19 protein-coding genes are annotated in these 19,554 nt (G+C 71.1%); 10 read left to right on the forward strand and 9 right to left on the reverse strand.

The genetic code is table 11. The features are described from left to right. Positions 1 to 23: 23 nt before the first annotated feature. The 3 genes from ACFWV8_RS30915 to ACFWV8_RS30925 form a co-directional block, all read right to left on the reverse strand. Positions 24 to 635 (reverse strand): TetR family transcriptional regulator, encoded by a 612-nt coding sequence (locus ACFWV8_RS30915; RefSeq protein WP_384211431.1) that lies wholly within the window; start codon positions 633 to 635, stop codon positions 24 to 26. Further along, the gene (locus ACFWV8_RS30920) at positions 632 to 1,558 is read right to left on the reverse strand and encodes a sugar phosphate isomerase/epimerase family protein (protein WP_384211433.1); all 927 of its coding nucleotides are present in this window, start codon (positions 1,556 to 1,558) and stop codon (positions 632 to 634) included. The genes ACFWV8_RS30915 and ACFWV8_RS30920 overlap by 4 nt, the downstream gene beginning before the upstream one ends. 140 nt (positions 1,559 to 1,698) lie before the next feature. Next, complete coding sequence (locus ACFWV8_RS30925; RefSeq protein ID WP_329383581.1) at positions 1,699 to 2,637, reverse strand: Ppx/GppA phosphatase family protein; 939 nt, start codon at positions 2,635 to 2,637, stop codon at positions 1,699 to 1,701. A 39-nt stretch (positions 2,638 to 2,676) separates the two neighbouring features. Here ACFWV8_RS30925 and ACFWV8_RS30930 point away from each other — a divergent pair, with 39 nt between their 5' ends. Further along, the gene (locus ACFWV8_RS30930) at positions 2,677 to 3,513 is read left to right on the forward strand and encodes a hypothetical protein (protein WP_384211435.1); all 837 of its coding nucleotides are present in this window, start codon (positions 2,677 to 2,679) and stop codon (positions 3,511 to 3,513) included. A gap of 25 nt (positions 3,514 to 3,538) precedes the next feature. Here ACFWV8_RS30930 and ACFWV8_RS30935 read toward each other — a convergent pair whose 3' ends face one another. After that, a complete protein-coding gene (locus ACFWV8_RS30935) occupies positions 3,539 to 5,443 on the reverse strand; it encodes a hypothetical protein (RefSeq protein ID WP_384211438.1) in 1,905 nt (634 codons plus the stop codon). Positions 5,444 to 5,624: 181 nt separating this feature from the next. Between ACFWV8_RS30935 and radA the strand changes: the two genes are divergently transcribed. Together radA and disA are read left to right on the forward strand one after the other, a co-directional pair. Next, entirely contained in the window at positions 5,625 to 7,037 is a 1,413-nt protein-coding gene (radA, locus tag ACFWV8_RS30940; protein ID WP_384211440.1) for a DNA repair protein RadA, read from the forward strand. A 44-nt stretch (positions 7,038 to 7,081) separates the two neighbouring features. Next, positions 7,082 to 8,215, forward strand: a complete 1,134-nt coding sequence (gene disA, locus ACFWV8_RS30945; protein WP_384211442.1) for a DNA integrity scanning diadenylate cyclase DisA — start codon at positions 7,082 to 7,084, stop codon at positions 8,213 to 8,215. A 99-nt stretch (positions 8,216 to 8,314) separates the two neighbouring features. On the opposite strand, the gene ACFWV8_RS30950 is transcribed toward disA, so the two are convergent. Beyond that, a complete protein-coding gene (locus tag ACFWV8_RS30950; protein WP_384211445.1) occupies positions 8,315 to 9,178 on the reverse strand; it encodes a hypothetical protein in 864 nt (287 codons plus the stop codon). 179 nt (positions 9,179 to 9,357) lie between these two features. Here ACFWV8_RS30950 and ACFWV8_RS30955 point away from each other — a divergent pair, with 179 nt between their 5' ends. From ACFWV8_RS30955 to cseC, 6 genes are all read left to right on the forward strand, one after another. Continuing rightward, positions 9,358 to 10,119: a phosphatase PAP2 family protein gene (locus tag ACFWV8_RS30955; RefSeq protein ID WP_384211505.1), complete on the forward strand. Its 762-nt coding sequence runs from the start codon at positions 9,358 to 9,360 to the stop codon at positions 10,117 to 10,119. Positions 10,120 to 10,286: 167 nt separating this feature from the next. Continuing rightward, positions 10,287 to 11,207: an A/G-specific adenine glycosylase gene (locus ACFWV8_RS30960; protein WP_384211448.1), complete on the forward strand. Its 921-nt coding sequence runs from the start codon at positions 10,287 to 10,289 to the stop codon at positions 11,205 to 11,207. A 326-nt stretch (positions 11,208 to 11,533) separates the two neighbouring features. Beyond that, positions 11,534 to 12,157 (forward strand): SigE family RNA polymerase sigma factor, encoded by a 624-nt coding sequence (locus ACFWV8_RS30965; RefSeq protein WP_384211508.1) that lies wholly within the window; start codon positions 11,534 to 11,536, stop codon positions 12,155 to 12,157. A 128-nt stretch (positions 12,158 to 12,285) separates the two neighbouring features. Further along, entirely contained in the window at positions 12,286 to 12,951 is a 666-nt protein-coding gene (locus ACFWV8_RS30970; protein ID WP_384211510.1) for a hypothetical protein, read from the forward strand. 19 nt (positions 12,952 to 12,970) lie between these two features. Beyond that, positions 12,971 to 13,675 carry a two-component system response regulator CseB gene (cseB, locus tag ACFWV8_RS30975; protein WP_329383602.1) on the forward strand — a complete coding sequence of 235 codons (705 nt, stop codon included), beginning with the start codon at positions 12,971 to 12,973 and terminating at the stop codon, positions 13,673 to 13,675. Beyond that, the gene (cseC, locus tag ACFWV8_RS30980; protein WP_384211452.1) at positions 13,672 to 14,985 is read left to right on the forward strand and encodes a two-component system sensor histidine kinase CseC; all 1,314 of its coding nucleotides are present in this window, start codon (positions 13,672 to 13,674) and stop codon (positions 14,983 to 14,985) included. Before cseB ends, cseC begins: the two co-directional genes overlap by 4 nt. 61 nt (positions 14,986 to 15,046) lie before the next feature. On the opposite strand, the gene ACFWV8_RS30985 is transcribed toward cseC, so the two are convergent. The 3 genes from ACFWV8_RS30985 to ACFWV8_RS30995 form a co-directional block, all read right to left on the reverse strand. Beyond that, on the reverse strand, positions 15,047 to 15,490 hold the full coding sequence (locus ACFWV8_RS30985) for a VOC family protein (protein WP_329383607.1): 444 nt from the start codon (positions 15,488 to 15,490) through the stop codon (positions 15,047 to 15,049). Positions 15,491 to 15,572: 82 nt separating this feature from the next. After that, complete coding sequence (locus ACFWV8_RS30990) at positions 15,573 to 15,995, reverse strand: helix-turn-helix transcriptional regulator (protein WP_384211513.1); 423 nt, start codon at positions 15,993 to 15,995, stop codon at positions 15,573 to 15,575. A 169-nt stretch (positions 15,996 to 16,164) separates the two neighbouring features. Beyond that, on the reverse strand, positions 16,165 to 17,751 hold the full coding sequence (locus tag ACFWV8_RS30995) for an MDR family MFS transporter (protein WP_384211456.1): 1,587 nt from the start codon (positions 17,749 to 17,751) through the stop codon (positions 16,165 to 16,167). Between the two features lie 145 nt (positions 17,752 to 17,896). On the opposite strand from ACFWV8_RS30995, the gene ACFWV8_RS31000 reads away from it, so the two are divergent. Next, a complete protein-coding gene (locus tag ACFWV8_RS31000; protein WP_384211459.1) occupies positions 17,897 to 18,478 on the forward strand; it encodes a TetR/AcrR family transcriptional regulator in 582 nt (193 codons plus the stop codon). Here ACFWV8_RS31000 and ACFWV8_RS31005 read toward each other — a convergent pair. After that, positions 18,468 to 19,127: a M23 family metallopeptidase gene (locus tag ACFWV8_RS31005; protein ID WP_384211462.1), complete on the reverse strand. Its 660-nt coding sequence runs from the start codon at positions 19,125 to 19,127 to the stop codon at positions 18,468 to 18,470. The genes ACFWV8_RS31000 and ACFWV8_RS31005 overlap by 11 nt on opposite strands. Positions 19,128 to 19,554 lie beyond the last annotated feature (427 nt).

The raw sequence follows: 19,554 nt of genomic DNA on the forward strand, positions 1-19,554 counted from the left end.
CGGGACACCTGTCCGGGTTCGGCTCAGGCTTCGGTCAGATACCGTTGGAGCGTCGGCGCGACGAGTCTGACGATCTCCTCCGTGTCCACGGAGGCCAGCGGCTCCGCCTTGAGCACGTACCGCAGGATCGCGATCCCGATCATGTGCGAGGCGGCCAGCTCGGCGCGGAGGGTGGGATCCGGTACGTCCAGTTCCACCGCGATCCGCTCCAGCAGCCGCCGCAGCACGAACTTGCGCAGCAGGGCCGCCGCCGCCTCGTTCGTCACGGCGGAACGGATGATCGCGAGCAGCGGGGCCCGGGACACCGGGTTCTCCCACACGCTGATGAAGTAGCGCGCGAGCCGCTCGCCGATGCCCTCCTCGCCGCCACTCAGCAGCGCGGGAAGCACCATCGCCGGTTCGAAGGAGACCTCGATGGCGGCGCCGAAGACCTCCTCCTTCGTACCGAAGTAGTGATGCACGAGGGCGGGGTCCACGCCCGCCGCCTTCGCGATGCCTCTTACGGAGGTCTTGTCGAAGCCGCGCTCGGCGAACTCCGTACGGGCCGCCTCCAGGATCCGCTCGCGCGCGCCGGGACCGGTGCCCGTGTCCGAGCGGGCGGGGCGGCCACGGCGGCGCGGGGCCGTACCCGTCATCGGCGGCGCATCCCCGGGCGGCCGTACGACAGGCGCGGCTGCGGCGCCCGGGTCTCCGCGGCGGACGCTCCCGACGGCGAACCGGCGGCGGAGCCGGTCGGCGATCCGGCGGCGGCTCCCGTCGACGCGAGGTGCAGCCGGGTGAAGGCCAGCGCCTCCGCCAGGTCGGCCTCGCGTTCGGCCGAGGACATCGCGCGCCGGGTGTTGACCTCGATGACGACGTTCCCGTCGAAGGAGCTGCCCGCGAGCTGTTCGAGGAGTTCGGCGCAGGGCTGGGTGCCGCGTCCGGGCACCAGGTGCTCGTCCTTGGCCGAGCCGTTGCCGTCGGCGAGATGGATGTGCCCCAGCCGGTCGCCCATGCGGCCGACCATGGACATCGCGTCGGCGCGGGCGGTGGCGGTGTGCGACAGGTCGACGGTGAAGTGGCGGTAGTCGTCCTTCGTCACGTCCCAGTCGGGGGCGTACGCGAGCACTTCACGGTCCCGGTAGCGCCACGGGTACATGTTCTCGACGGCGAACCGTACGTCCGTCTCGTCGGCCATGCGCCAGACGCCGGTGACGAAGTCGCGCGCGTACTGGCGCTGCCAGCGGAACGGCGGGTGTACGACGACGGTGGAGGCGCCCAGCCGCTCGGCGGCGGCCTGCGCGCGCTGGAGCTTGGTCCACGGGTCCGTCGACCAGACGCGCTGCGTGATCAGCAGACAGGGCGCGTGGATGGCGAGGATCGGCACGTGGTGATAGTCGGAGAGCCGGCGCAGTGCCTCGATGTCCTGGCTGACCGGGTCCGTCCAGACCATGACCTCGACGCCGTCGTACCCGAGGCGCCCGGCGATCTCGAAGGCCGTCGCCGTGGACTCCGGATAGACGGAGGCCGTCGACAGCGCGACCTTCGCATCCGGGATGCGCACCACTGCTTCTGCCACGGGGACAGGGTACGGGCAGCGGAGGGCGGCTTCGCGGGCAGCGGCGGGGAAAGTGACGAGTGCAACGGCTCGCCCTCCTGAAGAGGGCCAGCCGTCACAGGGCGAGCGCTCTACGGGCGAGCGATCGCAGGGGCCGGCGCTCAGACCTGCGTCGTCGGCAGCTGGTCCAGCCGTCGCAGGATCACGCCCTCGCGCAGCGCCCAGGGGCAGATCTCCAGCTCGTCGACGCCGAACAGATCCATCGCCGCGTCCGCGACCAGCGCGCCGGCGAGCAGCTGGGGCGCCCGCCCGTCCGACACACCGGGCAGCGCGGCACGGCGCGCGGCGGGCATCACCGCCAGTTTGGGGACCCACTCCTCCAGCGATTTACGGCTCAGATCCCGCTGTACATAGAGCCCGTCGGCGGACCGGGCGGCCCCGGCGATCCTCGCCAGCTGCCGGAAGGTCTTCGAGGTGGCCACGACATGGTCCGGTTCGCCGAAGCGGGTGAACTCACCCACGCAACGGGCGATCTCGGCCCGCACATGGCGGCGCAGCTCCTTCACGGCCCCGGGATCGGGCGGATCTCCGGGCAGCCAGGCCGCGGTGAGGCGGCCGGCGCCCAGGGGCAGGGACGCCACGGCGTCCGGTTCCTCGTCGACGCCGTAGGCGATCTCCAGCGAGCCGCCGCCGATGTCCAGGACCAGCAGCCGCCCCGCCGACCACCCGAACCAGCGCCGGGCGGCGAGGAACGTCAGCCGGGCCTCCTCGTCCCCGGTCAGGACATGGAGGTCAACGTCCGTCTCCGCCTTGACCCTGGCGAGTACCTGGTCGGCGTTGCTCGCCTCGCGTACGGCGGACGTCGCGAACGACAGCACCGCCTCGCAGCCCTTGTCCTCGGCCGCTTGGAGCGCGTCGGCGACCGTGGCCACCAGTCGGTCCACGCCGTCGGGGCCGATCGCGCCGTCCGCGTCGAGCAGTTCGGCGAGCCTCAGCTCGGTCTTGTGGGAATGGGCGGGCAGCGGGCGCGCGCCGCGATGGGCGTCGACCGCCAGCAGGTGGACGGTGTTCGAACCGACGTCGAGAACTCCGAGTCTCATGCGCGAACGCTACTGCGGTGACGCGCATACGCTGGACCCGTGCCAAAGACGAACAAGGCGAAGCCGGGCAAAGCCAGACGCGCCAAGAAGCAGCATGAGCAGATTCCGCCCGACGAGAAGGGGCTGGACTTCGCGCGGTCCTGGGTCGAATTCCCTGATCCGGCCGACGACGACCAGGTCTTCCGGTGCGATCTGACCTGGCTCACCTCTCGCTGGACCTGTGTCTTCGGCAGCGGCTGCCAGGGCATCGAGGCAGGCCGCGCCGACGACGGCTGCTGCACGCTGGGGGCGCACTTCTCCGACGAGGACGACGAGAAGCGGGTCGCGGGGCACGTGAAACGGCTCACGCCGGAGCTGTGGCAGTTCCACGACGTGGGGACGGACAGCGGCTGGGTGGAGACGGACGACGACGGCGCTCGCAAGACGCGCCGCTGGGACGGCTCGTGCGTCTTCCAGAACCGGCCCGGTTTCGCCGGCGGCGCGGGCTGCGCGCTGCACATCCTGGCGCTGCGGGAGGACCGCGAGCCGCTGGAGACGAAGCCCGACGTCTGCTGGCAGCTGCCGGTGCGGCGTACGTACGACTGGATCGAGCGGCCCGACGAGTCGCGGGTGCTCCAGGTGACGATCGGCGAGTACGACCGGCGGGGCTGGGGCCCCGGCGGGCACGACCTGCACTGGTGGTGCACATCGGCGACGTCGGCGCACGGGGCGGGCGAGCCCGTGTACCGGACGTACGCCCCCGAGCTGACGGAGCTGATGGGCAAGGCCGGGTACGACACGCTGGTCGAGCTCTGCGAGGCACGGCTGGCGAGCGCCCTGCCACTCGTCGCCCCGCACCCGGCGGACCCGGTTCCGGCGCCCGCGCCCCCGGTCTGACGGCGGAGGGCGGCGGCGCGCCCGCTCACGGAGACGCGGGCGGCGTGTCCGCATCGCCCGAACCGCCCGAGCCACCCGGGTCGGCCGGACCGGACGGGTCTCCGGGCGGGCTCGGGTCGCCGGAGCCCGGCGGCGGATCGGTCGGGTCCGTCGGGTCGCCCGTGCCGGGCGGCGGATCGGTGGGGTCGGTCGGACCCGGGTCGGTCGGTTCGCCCGGGTCGCTCGGGCCGGGGCCGCCCGTGCCCGGCGGCGGCGAGGACGGCGGGCGCGTCGGCCGGCCGGGACCGGGTCCCGGACCGTGACCGGGGCCGGGGTCCGACGAGGACGGCGGCCTGGCACCGTAACCGCTGATCGCCACCACCGAGCCCGCGGGGCTCAGCCCGATACGGGCGCGCCACGGTCCTGACGGCTCGCGCGCGTGGTCCACGTGGACATGGACGGTGACGGACCTGCCGGGGGCGAGCGTGCCGGACGTACGGCTCAGCCGCAGCCAGGACGCGCTGGTCCAGGCCGACCACGAGACGGGCTCGCCACCGGTCGCGGTGAGCGTGATCCTCGTACGGTCGCCACTCGACTCGGCCGTGACCGCGAGCCGTCCGGAACCCGCTCCGGGTGTGCCGGACGGGCCGCCCGTGCCGTCGCTGATGACCTCGACGGAGACGTCAGGGTCCTTACCGCCGCGGGCGAAGGGGTCGCCGGGCCGGTCCTGGGCGTTGCCCGCGTTCTCATAGGTGTCGTACGGGTCGGCGCCGTGCGCGCCGCGCCGCTCGGCGTCACCGGCGCTGACGGACGTCCCGCCGTGGCCCTCCCCGGTCGGCGGCGCGCCCCGGTACGCCGCCCAGAGGGCGAAGACGGGCGCGGCGACGACGGTCGCCACGACGGTGGTCGTGACGGCCCGCGCGCGCAGCCGGTCGCGGCGGGCGGCGCGGTCCTTGGGGTCCATGGGGAAGCCGTTTCGGCCGAAGCGCGGGGTGGTGGCACGCGCGCGCGGGGTGTTCGTCATGGCGGTGTACGCCGCGGACCGGGGGGCCTCGACGAGCGGCAGGACGGCGGGGGAAGCGGCCCAGGAGGGCACGCCCGACGAGGTGGGCCGGGCGGGCCGGGCGGCGCGGGTGGCGGCGGCCGAGCCGGGCCAGGGGCCCGCGGCCGCGGCGCGCTCGGCGGCGCGGCGACAGCGCGGGCAGTCGTCCACGTGCCGGACCAGCTCGCGGCGGAGCGCGGCCGAGAGAAGCACCTGGTCGTCGCCGGTGAGCTGGGCGACGGCCGGGCAGTTGCCCGTCTCCACGACGGCGAGCGCGGCCCTGGTGCGCTCGACCTCGCAGGCGGCGGAGTTGAGCAGTTCGCGGGCGGGCAGCTGCTCCATGGACAGGACGGCGGCGACGTCGCGCGCGCCGAGCCCGTGGCGTACGGCCAGTTCGAGCGCCTCGCGCTGTTCGGGGGTCGTACCGGCGGCCTCGGGCCAGGCCAGCAGGGCGAGTTCACGCCGGCGGCGCGCGGCGACCTCCGGCGGCAGGGCGGAGTCCTTGTGCCCGCCCTCGGCCGGGTCCGGCCCGCGACGGCCGGTGTGCGCCCCCGGGCGGCTCGCGCGCTGTTCACCGAGCCGGCGCAGACAGGCCCACCGGGCGAGCGAGTAGAGCCAGGCCCCGCGCTCCCCCTCGCCCGCCGGACAACGCCCGTAGTGGCGCTCGGAGATGGCCAGGACCTGGCCGAGCACCTCGGTCGCCGCGTCGTGGTCGCACAGCACGGAGAGGCAGTACGTGAACAGCCCGTCCAGATACGGCTCGTACCGCACGGGCGGGCGGTGGGTGGCCTGCGCGTTCGTATCCGGGCGGTCCGCGCCCGGCGTGCGCGTACCCGATCGGGGCGCGCGACGGGGCGCACGGTGTGCGCCGGTGGTGTGTGCGGGGGGCTCCAGTCTGCTGCTCGTCACCCACCGACGGTAGACAGGGGAGCGCACGACCTTCCCGACGCTTGCCTACTTTTAATCCGTACGGATGAAACATCCGCCATACCCGTATCTTCTGCGCCAATGGGTCCCGGCCCGTGCACCGCCGACGGCTGAAGTGACCTCCGCGGCAAGGGTTGTCAGTGGTCGCCTATACGGTGGCGCCATGGCTGTCGCCCGTACCAAATCCGCCAAGGACCGGCCGTCCTACCGCTGCACCGACTGCGGCTGGACGACCGTCAAGTGGCTCGGCCGCTGCCCCGAATGCCAGGCCTGGGGCACGGTCGAGGAGTTCGGCGCGCCCGCCGTACGGACGACGGCGGCGGGACGGGTCAGCACCCCGGCCCTCCCGATCGGCCAGGTCGACGGCCGGACGGCCACGGCACGCTCGACGGGCGTGGACGAGCTGGACCGCGTCCTCGGCGGCGGTCTTGTGCCGGGAGCCGTCGTGCTGGTGGCCGGTGAGCCGGGCGTCGGCAAGTCCACGCTGCTCCTGGACGTCGCGGCGAAGGCGGCCGGCTCCGAGCACCGCACGCTCTATGTCACCGGCGAGGAGTCGGCGAGCCAGGTGCGGCTGCGCGCGGACCGCATCAAGGCCATCGACGACCATCTCTATCTCGCCGCCGAGACCGATCTCTCCGCCGTCCTCGGGCATCTCGACGCGGTCAAGCCGTCGCTGCTCATCCTCGACTCCGTACAGACGGTGGCATCGCCCGAGATCGACGGGGCGCCCGGCGGCATGGCCCAGGTCCGGGAGGTGGCGGGCGCGCTCATCCGGGTCTCCAAGGAGCGGGGCATGTCCACCCTGCTCGTCGGCCATGTCACCAAGGACGGCGCGATCGCGGGTCCCCGCCTGCTGGAGCACCTGGTGGACGTCGTGCTCTCCTTCGAAGGGGACCGGCACGCTCGGCTGCGGCTCGTGCGGGGCGTCAAGAACCGGTACGGGACGACGGACGAGGTCGGCTGCTTCGAACTGCACGACGAAGGCATCACGGGTCTCGCCGATCCCTCCGGCCTCTTCCTCACCCGCCGTGACGAGCCGGTCCCCGGCACCTGCCTCACGGTCACCCTCGAAGGCCGCCGCCCGCTCGTGGCCGAGGTGCAGGCGCTGACGGTCGACTCCCAGATCCCGTCCCCCCGGCGCACCACCTCGGGCCTGGAGACCTCCCGCGTCTCGATGATGCTGGCCGTTCTGGAGCAGCGCGGCCGGATCAGCGCGCTCGGCAAGCGCGACATCTACAGCGCGACGGTCGGCGGTGTGAAGCTCTCGGAGCCGGCCGCGGACCTGGCGGTCGCCCTTGCCCTGGCATCGGCGGCGAGCGACACCCCGCTGCCGAAGAACCTCGTCGCGATCGGCGAGGTGGGCCTCGCGGGCGAGGTCAGAAGGGTGACGGGCGTCCAGCGCAGACTGGCCGAGGCGCACCGGCTCGGCTTCACACACGCCCTCGTCCCGACCGATCCCGGGAAGGTGCCGGCCGGTATGAAGGTCACAGAAGTGGCCGACATGGGGGCGGCTCTCAGCGTGCTTCCGCGCCGGGGTCGCCCGGACGCCCCACGGGACGGCAAGGACCGCCGGTAGACTTTGCCCTGGTCTCGCCCATCCGTACGAGCCGGAGGAGTGCAGTGGCAGCCAACGACCGGGCAGCAGCACCCGGAAAGTCCGGTGGTGGCTCCGGTGGATCCGGCACCGAAGCGCTGATGCGCGCCTCACTGAGCGCCGTGGCGCCCGGCATGGCGCTGCGTGACGGCCTGGAGCGGATCCTCCGGGGGAACACCGGCGGTCTCATCGTCCTGGGCATGGACAAGACCGTCGAGGCGATGTGCACGGGCGGCTTCGTGCTGGACGTGGAATTCACCGCGACGAGGCTCCGTGAGCTGTGCAAGCTCGACGGCGCGCTCATCCTCGACAAAGACATCACCAAAATTCTGCGGGCCGGTGTCCAGCTCGTCCCCGACGCCTCCATCCCGACCGAGGAGACCGGCACCCGCCACCGCACGGCGGACCGGGTCTCCAAGCAGTGCGGGTTCCCCGTCATCTCGGTGTCGCAGTCGATGCGGCTGATCGCGCTGTACGTGGACGGGGAGCGGCGGGTTCTTGAGGAGTCGGCCGCGATCCTGTCGCGTGCCAATCAGGCGCTCGCGACCCTGGAGCGGTACAAACTCCGGCTGGACGAGGTCGCCGGCACGCTCTCCGCGCTGGAGATCGAGGACCTGGTGACGGTCCGGGACGTGTCGGCGGTCTCGCAGCGCTTGGAGATGGTGCGCAGGATCGCCACGGAGATCGCGGAGTACGTGGTCGAGCTGGGCACCGACGGGCGGCTTCTCGCCCTCCAGCTGGACGAGTTGATCGCGGGCGTCGAGCCCGAGCGTGAGCTCGTCGTACGGGACTATGTGCCCGAGCCGACCGCGAAGCGGTCCCGTACGGTCGCCGAGGCGATGACCGAGCTGGACTCGCTCTCCCACACCGAGCTGCTGGAACTGCCCGTCGTCGCACGGGCGTTGGGCTACAGCGGATCGCCCGAGACGCTCGACTCGGCGGTCTCGCCGCGCGGGTACCGGCTGCTGGCCAAGGTGCCGCGGCTGCCGGGCGCGATCATCGAGCGGCTGGTCGAGCACTTCGGCGGGCTGCAGAAGCTGCTGGCGGCGAGTGTGGACGATCTCCAGACGGTGGACGGGGTGGGCGAGGCGCGGGCGCGCAGCGTGCGCGAGGGCCTGTCGCGGCTGGCGGAGTCGTCCATCCTGGAGCGGTACGTCTGACGTACGGGCGACGGCCCGCGTACGCCTCCGTACACCCGCATCCGCTCACGCCTCCGTACACCTGCGTACGTACGAAGGCGGGCGGCCGGCCCGGTCCACTCAGTCCTTGTCCAACCTGATGGAGGTCTGGCCCTGCTTGACGGTGGCGCCGGACGCCGCCGCCTCGACCAGGTAGGTGCCGGGCCCGGCCTTGCCGGGCGGCGGTGTGGCGCACTGCGGGACGCTCCGCGTGAGGTCCCAGACGACGGTCCGGGTGACCGTCCCGCCCGCGGGCACCTTCAGCAGCAACTGGCCGATCTTGGGGCAGTCCTTGGAGGACCAGATCTCGTCGCTCTCCGAGTCCGTGACGCTCAGCACCACGGACCTGGGCCCGAGGTCCGCCTTGCAGTCCTTGCCCGAACCGTTGGTGGCCACGAGCCTGAACGACGGCTTCTCGCCCGGCTCGTAGGCGACCTTGCGGCTCTCCAGCCTCAGAGTCAGCGCGCTCGGGGCGCAGTTGGGGAGACTCGATCCGACCGGCACCTGCTCGCCGGTGGTGCTGCCGCCCGCACCGTCACCACCACTGCCGCCGCTGACCGCATCGCCGCCGCTTCCCGCGGCGCCGCCCGAACCGCCCGTACCAGCACCGCCGTTGTCGCCACCGGCGCCGCCGTCGGCGCCCGAGCCCGCGTCCGTACCACCGCTGCCGGGGTCGTCGCTTCCGCCGGTGTCGCCCGACTCGTCGCGCCCGCCCGGCTGTTCACTTATCGCGGGTCCGGATCCGGACGGTCCAGGGGTGATCGAGGGAGGGGGAGCCTCGCCGTTCGCACTGTCGTCGCGCTTCTTTCCGCCGCCGTCACCACCGGAGGTGACGACCCATACGACGAGCAACGCGAGCAGCGCGACCAGAGTCGCCGCTAGTGCCCTCCGTCGCCAGTAGATGGAGGAGGGAAGCGGCCCGACCGGATTGCGCATAGATCCCACGGCGCAACTCTACGAGAGTTCTTGGCCAACTCCCGCCCCACATGGCGCTGGTCTCGCAAGTTTTACGGATCATCATCATGCAACGGACGCCCGAGAGGCCCCACTTACCCCTTTCGTCAGGGGTTCGGCTGCCGATGCGAGATGCGCGAGCGGTAGGTCGAAGGGTACGGTCCGTGACCATGGACCCCTCCGTCACCAGCGGCCTTTACCGCGACATTACCGATCTCGCCCATCAATCGCCGTCCTGGGTACGGCACTTCGTCGAGATCGGGACGGAGGCCGTGATCGTGATCCTGGGAGTTCTGTTCCTCGCCGGCTGGTGGCGTACGCGAACCGGAGACTCACGGGCCATGGCCAGGGCGGTAGTTGGGCCGCTCGCGACCGCCCTCGCGTACGTGAGCAGCGAACTGGCCAAGAGCGCCATCCAGGAGGAGCGGCCGTGCCGCGCGGTCGCGGGCGCGGCCACGTCGCTGGCGACCTGCCCGCCGGTCGGCGACTGGTCCTTCCCCAGCAACCACTCGACGATCGCCGCCGCCTCGGCGGTCGCGCTCGCCATCGCCTGGCGGAGGATCGCGTTCCTGACGCTCCCGCTGGCGCTGTTCGCCGCCTTCTCGCGGGTCTTCGTCGGTGTGCACTATCCGCACGACGTGGCGGTGGGGCTGCTGCTCGGCGGGCTGGTCGCGACGCTCGTGGTCCTCGCGCTGACGCGGCCGGCGCGGGTGCTGATCGAGACGATGCGGACGAGCCGTACGGGGCTGGTGGTCTGGTTCGCGGGACCGGGACCGCGCGTCCCTCGGCTCACGGAGCAGGCCGGTGGAGAGGTCACCGGCGGTCGCGGCCCGCTCCCGGAACCCGGCGCGGGGGACCGGGCCGTAAGCGGGGCGGGCGAGAACTCAGGCGCGCTCGGCCGACAGAGCGAACAGCCCCGTTCGCGCTTCTGAGCACACCCGGTTCATACGCCGTCCACACACGGTTCACCCCCGGTCGGCCGGTACCGTACGGCTCCTGACGCGCCCCCTTCGCGCCCCCGTCACCACCCCTCAACGCCCGGCGCACACCGGGCGGCTGCACGGCCCCCAGGACCGAACGTGCCAGGATCGGTCCTGTCATGACTGCGACTCCAGCGACTTCCGCGACCACGGCGCCGGCCATCGCCCCGGCCGCCCTTCACGACCCCGTCATCGCGTGGTTCGACGCGCACGCCCGCGACCTGCCCTGGCGCCGACCCGAAACGGGCGCCTGGGGTGTGATGGTCAGCGAGTTCATGCTCCAGCAGACCCCGGTCGCCCGGGTGCTCCCGGTGTACGAACAGTGGCTCGCGCGCTGGCCACGCCCCGCCGACCTGGCCGCCGACGCTCCCGGCGAAGCGGTACGCGCCTGGGGCAGACTCGGCTATCCGCGCCGGGCGCTCCGGCTGCACGGGGCGGCCGTGGCGATAACGGAGCGGTTCGGCGGCGACGTACCGCGCGAGCACAGCCAGTTGCTCGCGCTGCCCGGGATCGGCGAGTACACGGCCGCGGCTGTGGCCTCGTTCGCGTACGGACAGCGGCACGCCGTCCTCGACACGAACGTACGACGCGTCTTCGCGCGCGCCGCCGCCGGAATCCAGTACCCGCCGAACGCGACGACCGCCGCCGAACGCAAACTGGCCCGCGCGCTGCTGCCCGCCGACGAGTCGACGGCCGCCCGCTGGGCCGCCGCCTCCATGGAACTCGGCGCGCTCGTGTGCACCTCGAAGAACGAGGACTGCGCACGGTGCCCGATCGCCTCGCAGTGCGCCTGGCGGCTGGCCGGCAAACCGGTGCACCAGGGTCCGGCCCGGCGCGGGCAGACGTACGCGGGCACGGACCGGCAGGTGCGCGGGAAGCTGCTCGCCGTGCTGCGCGAGGCGGTGGCGCCGGTGCCGCTCGCGGTGCTCGACGCCGTGTGGGAGGAACCGGTGCAGCGGGCCAGGGCACTGGACGGGCTGGTGGCCGACGGGCTGGTCGAACCGATGGCGGACGATCTGTACCGGCTGCCGCTGACCTGACTGGCCTCACCTGTCTCGGCTTGACCTGACCGGCCTGACCGCGCCGTCTGGGCCGTCCGGTCCTCGTACCACCGCGCGACCGACCTGGCACTTCCCATCCCGCCACCCCATCCCGCCGCCTCGGCCGGCCCCTCCGGGCCGGCCGTTCGTCTGTGCCGCCGTTCGCCCCTTCCATCCCCGCCGTTACACAACCGATGGATGTCCGTGCGCCCGCCGACGGCTGGCGCGCACGGCCTCGTGACAACCCCTCCGTAACTTCTGGAACGTCAGTGAAGAACACGGCAGCGCGGTACACGGTGCAGTTCACGGGGTGGGAGGCGGTTTTCATGTCGCACGGCGAGGTGCTCGCATTCGAGGAGTACGTACGCACCCGGCAGGAGGCACTGCTGCGCAGTGCCCGGCGGCTGGTCCCCGACCCTGTCGACGCCCAGGACCTGCTCCAGACCGCCCTGGCCCGTACGTTCGGCCGCTGGGACGGCATCGCCGACAAGTCACTCGCCGACGCCTATCTGCGCCGCGTCATGATCAATACGCGTACGGAGTGGTGGCGGGCGCGCAGGCTCGAAGAGGTGCCGACCGAGCAGTTGCCCGAGCCCTGCGTCGAGGACGGCGCCGAACAGCGCGCCGACCGCGCCCTGCTCATCGACATCCTCGGGGTCCTGGCGCCGAAGCAGCGCAGCGTGGTGGTGCTGCGGCACTGGGAGCAGATGAGTACGGAGGAGACGGCGGCGGCGCTCGGAATGTCTACCGGTACCGTGAAGAGCACGCTGCACCGGGCGCTCGCCAGACTCCGCGAGGAGCTGGAGGCCCGGGAGCTGGAGCGCCGCGACGCGGAGCGCCGGACGACGCCGGGGATCCGGGGGCCCGAACGCCGCACGCCGCGCGCCCGCGCTCCGCAGCGTGCCGGTTATCGTCGCGACGGACGGGGGCAGGAGCGGTGCGCGGCCTGAGGCGCGACGGAGAGAGCACACCTGCCCCGAGAACGACCCGCCGTGCGGCGAACGACCGGCGCGCAGACGAGCGGCGCGCGAACGACCCCGCAGCCGACCCCGCGGCCGACGACGTGTCTCCGCCGGGCCTGTTCCCGAAGACGGTGACGGTGACAGCGACGACCGCCACCGGCGGTGTGGCGCTGGCGGCGCTCATAGGCTTCGGCCTGTTCGTCATCGGCTGCTCCACGAGCGCGTCCGGCACCAGGGACGAGGGCGCCGCGTCCGTCGCCACCGCCGAGCCCTTCGCGACGCCGACCTCGGAGCCTTCCGCCGTGCCCGCCCAGAACATCGACCCGGTGGCGCTGCTGCGGCGGGACCCCAAGGTGAGCGGACAGGTCAAGGCCGACCTCAAGCCGTGCGCCAGGGACGCGTACCCGGTGGACACCTCGTACGGGAATCTGACCGGCGGCACCGCACCCGATGTGGTGATCAACGTGATGACCTGCGACGACGCCGTGGGGCTCGGAACGTACGTCTACCGTGAGTCCGACCGGCGCTACGAGAACGTCTTCGTCGCCGAGGAACCCGCCGTCTACGCCACGATCGACCGTGGTGAGCTGGTGCTCACCCGCCAGGTGTACGCGAAGGGCGACCCGGTCTCGTACCCGTCCGGCGAGGACGTCGTGACCTACACCTGGGCCGATACGCGGTTCGCCGAGCGCTACCGGGTGCGCAACAACTACAGCCGAGCGGTCGGCAACGGCCCGGCGGTCGCTCCCGCACCCCCCACGACCAGCGACAACGACGACTGAGAGAGCTGAGAGCTGTCGGATGGTGGAGACCCATGTCCTTTTCGTCGAGGACGACGACGTCATCCGCGAGGCCACCCAACTCGCGCTGGAGCGCGACGGCTTCGTGGTGACGGCCATGCCGGACGGCCTCTCGGGGCTGGAGGCCTTCCGGGCCGACCGGCCGGACATCGCGCTGCTCGATGTGATGGTGCCCGGCCTGGACGGGGTGAGTCTGTGCCGCCGGATCAGGGACGAGTCGACGGTGCCCGTGATCATGCTGTCGGCGCGCGCCGACTCGATCGACGTGGTGCTGGGCCTGGAGGCGGGGGCCGACGACTACGTGACCAAGCCCTTCGACGGCGCGGTGCTGGTCGCCCGTATCCGTGCTGTGCTGCGCCGCTTCGGGCACGCGGGCGGACCCGCCGGGGAGCACGGCGGGCAGGAGCAGCCGGATGAGGGCGGCGCCCGGTCCTTCGGCGATCTGGAGATCGACACGGAGGGCATGGAGGTACGCAAAGGGGGCGAGCCGGTCGCGCTGACCCCGACGGAGATGCGGCTGCTGATCGAGTTCTCGGCCGCGCCGGGCACCGTCCTCTCCCGTGACAAGCTGCTCGAACGCGTCTGGGACTACGGCTGGGGCGGTGACACACGCGTGGTGGACGTCCATGTGCAGCGGCTGCGTACGAAGATCGGACAGGACAGGATCGAGACGGTCCGCGGCTTCGGCTACAAGCTCAAGGCATGAAACGGCTCGCCCTGCGCACCGGTGTCCGGTGGAAGATCAGCATCGCGATCGCGGCGGTCGGCGCGCTCACCGCGATGGCGCTGAGCCTTGTCGTGCACAACGCGGCGCAGGTCTCGATGCTCGACAACGCGCGTGAGGTGCAGCTGGAACGGCTGCTCTTCGCGCAGCGTATGTACGAATCGACCCATGAGCTGAAGTTCGGTACGAAGCTGAACGACCCCGCGCTCCCCGACGACCTGCGGGAGAAGGCGCAGCAGGGCAGGCGGGCCACTTACGTCCATGACTCGGCGGACGGCACGCCGGACGTCTGGGCGGCGATACCGCTGGAGAACGGCGTGCTCTCCCTGCACAGCAAGTTCGCCGACCGCTCCGTGACGATCATGAAGGATCTCGACAGGGCCCTGCTGATCGGTTCGGTCTGCGTGGTCGTGGGCGGCTGTGCGCTGGGGGTGCTGATCGGCGGCCAGCTCTCGCGCCGGCTGCGCAAGGCGGCGGATGCCGCGAGCAAGGTCGCCCAGGGCAATACGGACGTGCGGGTACGTGAGGCGGTCGGCGGAGTCGTACGGGACGAGACCGACGAGCTGGCCCGCGCGGTCGACGCCCTGACCGACGCCCTGCACGAACGCATCGAGGCCGAGCGCCGGGTCACCGCCGACATCGCGCACGAGCTCCGCACGCCGGTGACGGGCCTGCTCACGGCTGCCGAGCTATTGCCCCCCGGCCGCCCGACGGAGCTGGTCAGGGACCGCGCGCAGGCGATGCGGACGCTGGTCGAGGACGTGCTCGAAGTCGCCAGGCTCGACAGCGCCTCGGAGCGCGCCGAACTCCAGGAGGTGGCACTCGGCGAGTTCGTCAGCAGGCGGGTGGCTCTGCTCGATCCTGATGTGCGGATCCATGTCGTCCACGAGTCCTGGGTGAACACCGATCCGCGCCGGCTGGAGCGCATTCTCGGCAATCTCCTGGCCAACGCGGCCAAGCACGGCGGCACCCCGGTCGAGGTGACCGTCGAGGGCCGCGTGGTGCGCGTACGCGACCACGGCCCCGGCTTCCCCGACGCGCTGCTCCGCGAGGGGCCGAGCCGCTTCCGTACGGGCGCGAGCGACCGCGCGGGCCATGGCCACGGTCTCGGTCTGACCATCGCCGCCGGTCAGGCACGCGTCCTCGGGGCTCGGCTGACCTTCCGGAACGCCGCACCGGAGAGTCTGACGCCCGCCCCGGACGAGACGGGCGGCGCGATCGCGGTCCTCTGGCTCCCCGAACACGCCCCGACGACGACCGGCAGCTTCCCGATGATCAAACTCCCGGAATAAGTGGCGGACCGGAAAGGCACGGCCCGGTCGCACGCCGGTCGGCACCCCTGGTCTCGGAGGGCTACGCCCACTCCTTCTCCAGGTCGAGGTCACCCTCCTTGGCCTGGGTGAACGAGAACCAGTTCCCCGAGTCGTCCCGGAATATCGCCTCGGTGCCGTAGGGACGCTCCTGTGGCTCCTGGAGAAACTCCACGCCCCGCGCCTTCAGCTTCTCGTAGTCCCCGTGGACATCGTCCGTGGCCAGCACCCCCGCGCCGAGCATGCCCTTGCCGATGAGCGTCTTGAGCGCGGCGGCGGACTCCTCGTCCATCGCGTGCCCGCCCGGGAGCATCAGGGTCAGCACCACGTCCGGCTGGTCCTTGGCCCCGACCGTCAGCCAGCGCATCCCTCCCTCCCCCAGGGTCATGTCCGTACGGACCTCAAGGCCGAGCTTGTCGACGTAGAACTCCTTGGCCCGGTCCTGGTCGAGCACCCAGACGGTTGAGATGGCAAGACCCTTGATCATGACGCGCTCCTCGGAGAGATGTGCCGTACGCGGGCCGCCCACCGACCCGGTGCTTCTGTATCCACCGTAGGCACCGCGACCATCAGCGGGCTTCTCCAGAATTGCTGTCCTCACCGGGCCGGTCCAGCGCGGGCGTCGCGCCCGCACCGGCGCCCCTGGGCGGGAAGCCACCGGCCCAGAGCAGCGCGTAACACCCCGGTATGAGCGCGGCCCCGCGCCCCGCGTGCTTCGCGCGATACGCGCTCGGACTGCTGCCGGTCTGCTCCTTGAAGCGCTTGGAGAAGGTGCCGAGACTGCTGAAGCCCACGAGGACGCAGATCTCGGTGACGGTGAGATTGGCCGAGCGCAGCAGTTCCTCCGCGCGTTCTATGCGTCTGCGGGAGAGATAGCGGCAGGGCGCCTGCCCGTACACCGCCTTGAAAGCACGCACGAAGTGATACCGCGAATACCCGGCGTGGGCGGCGACCGCGTCCAGGTCGAGCGGCTCCGCCCAGTCGCGGTCCATGGCGTCCTTGGCCAGACGCAGCTGCCGCAGGTGCGTGAGGGGCACCTGCGGCGGCTGACCTGCTTCTTTGCTGTCCACGTCTTCGATGCTGGCACGCCCCGCTGACAACGGCCCCCCGCCGTCCACAGCGCGCCCGTGCGGTCCGATGAACGGACCGGCTCCCAAGGGCCTAAGCCGACTGTGGGACCTTGCCCCCCTCGGACGCCGCCGCGCCCTCGCCGGGCTCGCCCGGCTTCTGGGGGCCCGCGCCCCGCAGCGGGACCTCCTTGACGAAGAACGCCGCGAGGAAGCCGATCACCGCGACCGAACCGGCCAGCAGGAAGGCCACATGCGTACCGGACGACACCGCGATCTGGTACGCCTCACGCGCCGCGTCCGGCAGCTTGGCCAGGCTCGCCGCGTCGAGCTGCGCGGACTGCTGCGTCACCGCGTCACCACCGCGCGCCGCCATCTCCTCCTGCACCTTGCTGGTGAACAGCGCGCCCATGATCGCGACGCCGAAGGAGCTGCCGAGCGTACGGAAGAGGGTGGTCGAGGACGAGGCGACGCCCATGTCCTCCGGCTCGGCGCTGTTCTGCGCCACCAGCATGGTGATCTGCATCAGGAAGCCCATGCCGGCGCCGAGGACGGCCATGTAGATGCCGGAGGTGAGCCGCGAGGTCTCGGTGTCCATCTGCGCGAGCAGGAAGAGCCCGGCGACCATCAGGGCGCCGCCCGCGATCGGGAAGATCTTGTACTTGCCGGTGCTGGTGGTGATCCGGCCCGCGAACAGCGAGACGACCATCATCGACAGCAGCATCGGCAGCAGGAGCAGCCCGGAGTTGGTCGCCGATGCACCCTGCACGGACTGCTGGTAGAGCGGCAGGAAGAGGACGGCTCCGAACATCACGAAGCCGGTCAGGAAGCCGATCACCTGCATCAGGCTGAAGTTGCGGTTTCGGAAGATGTGCAGCGGCATGATCGGCTCGGGCGCCTTGGTCTGCACGTAGACGAACGAGCCGAGGGTGACCACGCCGATGGCGATCAGCTCCATGATCACCGAGGAGCTCCAGGCGTACTCCGTACCGCCCCAGGTGGTGACCAGCACGATCGAGGTGATGCCGACCGTCAGCAGGGCGGCGCCGAGATAGTCGACCTTCTGCTTCGTCCGCTTCACCGCGGGCAGGTGCAGCACGGTCACGATCATCGCGAGGGCGACGGCGCCGAGCGGCAGGTTGATGTAGAAGCTCCAGCGCCAGCCGAGGTGGTCGGTGATGGTGCCGCCCACCAGCGGTCCGCCGATCATGGCGAGGGCCATCACGCCGGCCATCATGCCCTGGTACTTGCCGCGCTCACGGGGCGGGATGAGGTCACCGATGATCGCCATGACACCGACCATGAGTCCGCCGGCGCCCAGGCCCTGGATGGCGCGGAAGCCGATGAGCTGGCCCATGTCCTGGGCCATGCCGCTGAGCGCGGAGCCGATGAGGAAGATGACGATGGAGAGCAGGAAGATGTTCTTCCGCCCGTACATGTCGCCGATCTTCCCCCAGATCGGGGTCGAGGCCGCGGTGGCGAGGGTGTAGGCGGTGACCACCCAGGACAGGTGCTCCAGACCACCCAGCTCGCCGACGATCGTCGGCATCGCTGTGCCGACGATCATGTTGTCCAGCATGGCGAGCAGCATCGCGATCATGAGCGCGAGCAGTACCACTCTCACGCTGCGCGGCTGTGGCTCAGCCTTCTTCTGTTCCGACCCCACCGCGTCGAGCGACATGGCCCCCACTCCCCTGATTCCTGGTCTGTTCCGTGCTTCTGGATGCACCTCACCACTTACTTGCCGACCGGCAAGCTAAGTACACTGGGGAAAGTAGACCTGTCACTTGCCGGTCGTCAAGTAAGTAATTTTCGGGAGAGCATTCATGGGCAGCACAGCGCAGCCGCGTCGGGGCGACACCCGTCAGCGCATCCAGGACGTAGCGCTGGGACTCTTCGCCGAGCAGGGCTACGAGAAGACCTCGCTGCGTGAGATCGCCGAGCATCTGGATGTGACCAAGGCCGCGCTCTACTACCACTTCAAGACCAAGGAAGACATCGTGGTCAGCCTCTTCGAGGATCTGGCCCGGCCGATCGACGACCTGATCACCTGGGGTGAGACACAGCCCGCGACCCTGGACGTGAAGAAGGAGATCCTACGGCGCTACAGCGAGGCGCTCGGCGCCGCCGCGCCCCTGTTCCGCTTCATCCAGGAGAACCAGGCGACGATGCGCGACCTGAGCGTGGGAGAGACCTTCAAGAGCCGCATGCTGCGGCTGATGGAACTGCTGAAGCAGCCCGACGCCTCGATGTCCGATCATGTGCGCTGCTTCACCGCGATCTTCACCATGCACGCCGGCATGCTCGCCCTCAGGGACGTCGAAGGCGACCCCGAGGAGAAGCGTGAAGCCATCCTTGAGGTCGCCATCGATCTGCTGGTGCAGGCGCACGGCGGCGTCACACAGTGACGTCGGCCGAGCGCAGGAAGGTCAGCGGGTTGATCGCGCTGCCGTAGTTCGGGGTCGTACGGATCTCGAAGTGCAGGTGCGGGCCGCTCGAATTGCCGGTGTTGCCGGAGAGCGCGATGCTCTCGCCCTTGTCGACCTTCTGGCCGATGTTCACCTTCACCTTAGACAGGTGCGCGTACTGCGAGTACTTCGCGTTCTTCGTGCCGTGCTTGATGACTATCGCGTTGCCGTACGCGGGGCCGTCGCCGGCGCCGTTGGGTCCGGCCTTCACGACGACGCCGTCGTGCGCGGCCTTCACGTTCGTGCCGACCGGGACGGCGAAGTCCTGGCCCGAGTGCTTGTGGGCCCAGCGGCCGCCACCGATGCCGAACGAGGCGCTCAGCTCGTACTTGGAGACCGGCTTGCCCCAGGTGGGCGACTTCTTGGCCTTCGCCTTCTCGGCGGGCTTGGTGACGCTCTTCTTCTCGGCGTGGCTGGACTGCTTGTCGACGGCCGTCGCGGCCGACGTGCGGGTGGCACCGTCGTCGCCGCTGCTGTTCGCGGCGAACGCGACCCCCGCTCCGAGCGCCGTCGTCACTCCGAGTCCGGCGGCCAGGATGGCGGCACGGGTACGGAGCGTGGACTGGCGGGGCGTGGTGCGCTGCGACATTGAGAAACCTCCGGGCATCAATGGACCCGGCGCTCAGAGCACCGGGGGCTGGCTTGCCATCCCTTGGTAACCCGACCGCCCATCACACCCCAAACCACCCATCTACGACATGTCGTCGTAGCCGCCACACCGGCAACTCGACCCCTTGACGACCCGAGACACCCGTTCCGTACGATCCGAAATATCCGGATTCAATACCGTTTAGCCGCACGTCAGAAGGGGGTGCACCCCGTACTGCGCCAGGACGGAACCCTGTTCCGGGGCCTCAGGACCAAGGTCCCGAGACGGACCTTTCCGAAGGTCCTGCCTGAATCACCCGCTTCACCACTATTCCTGGTCGTAGGCCCGGAAACGGGTGTGCGGCTTGTCACGACGGAGGCCGCCACGGGGGCACGACAGAGGGGTGGCCCGGGACCAGTTACGGTCC

The organism is Streptomyces sp. NPDC058665, from assembly GCF_042714995.1.
Lineage (GTDB): Bacteria > Actinomycetota > Actinomycetes > Streptomycetales > Streptomycetaceae > Streptomyces.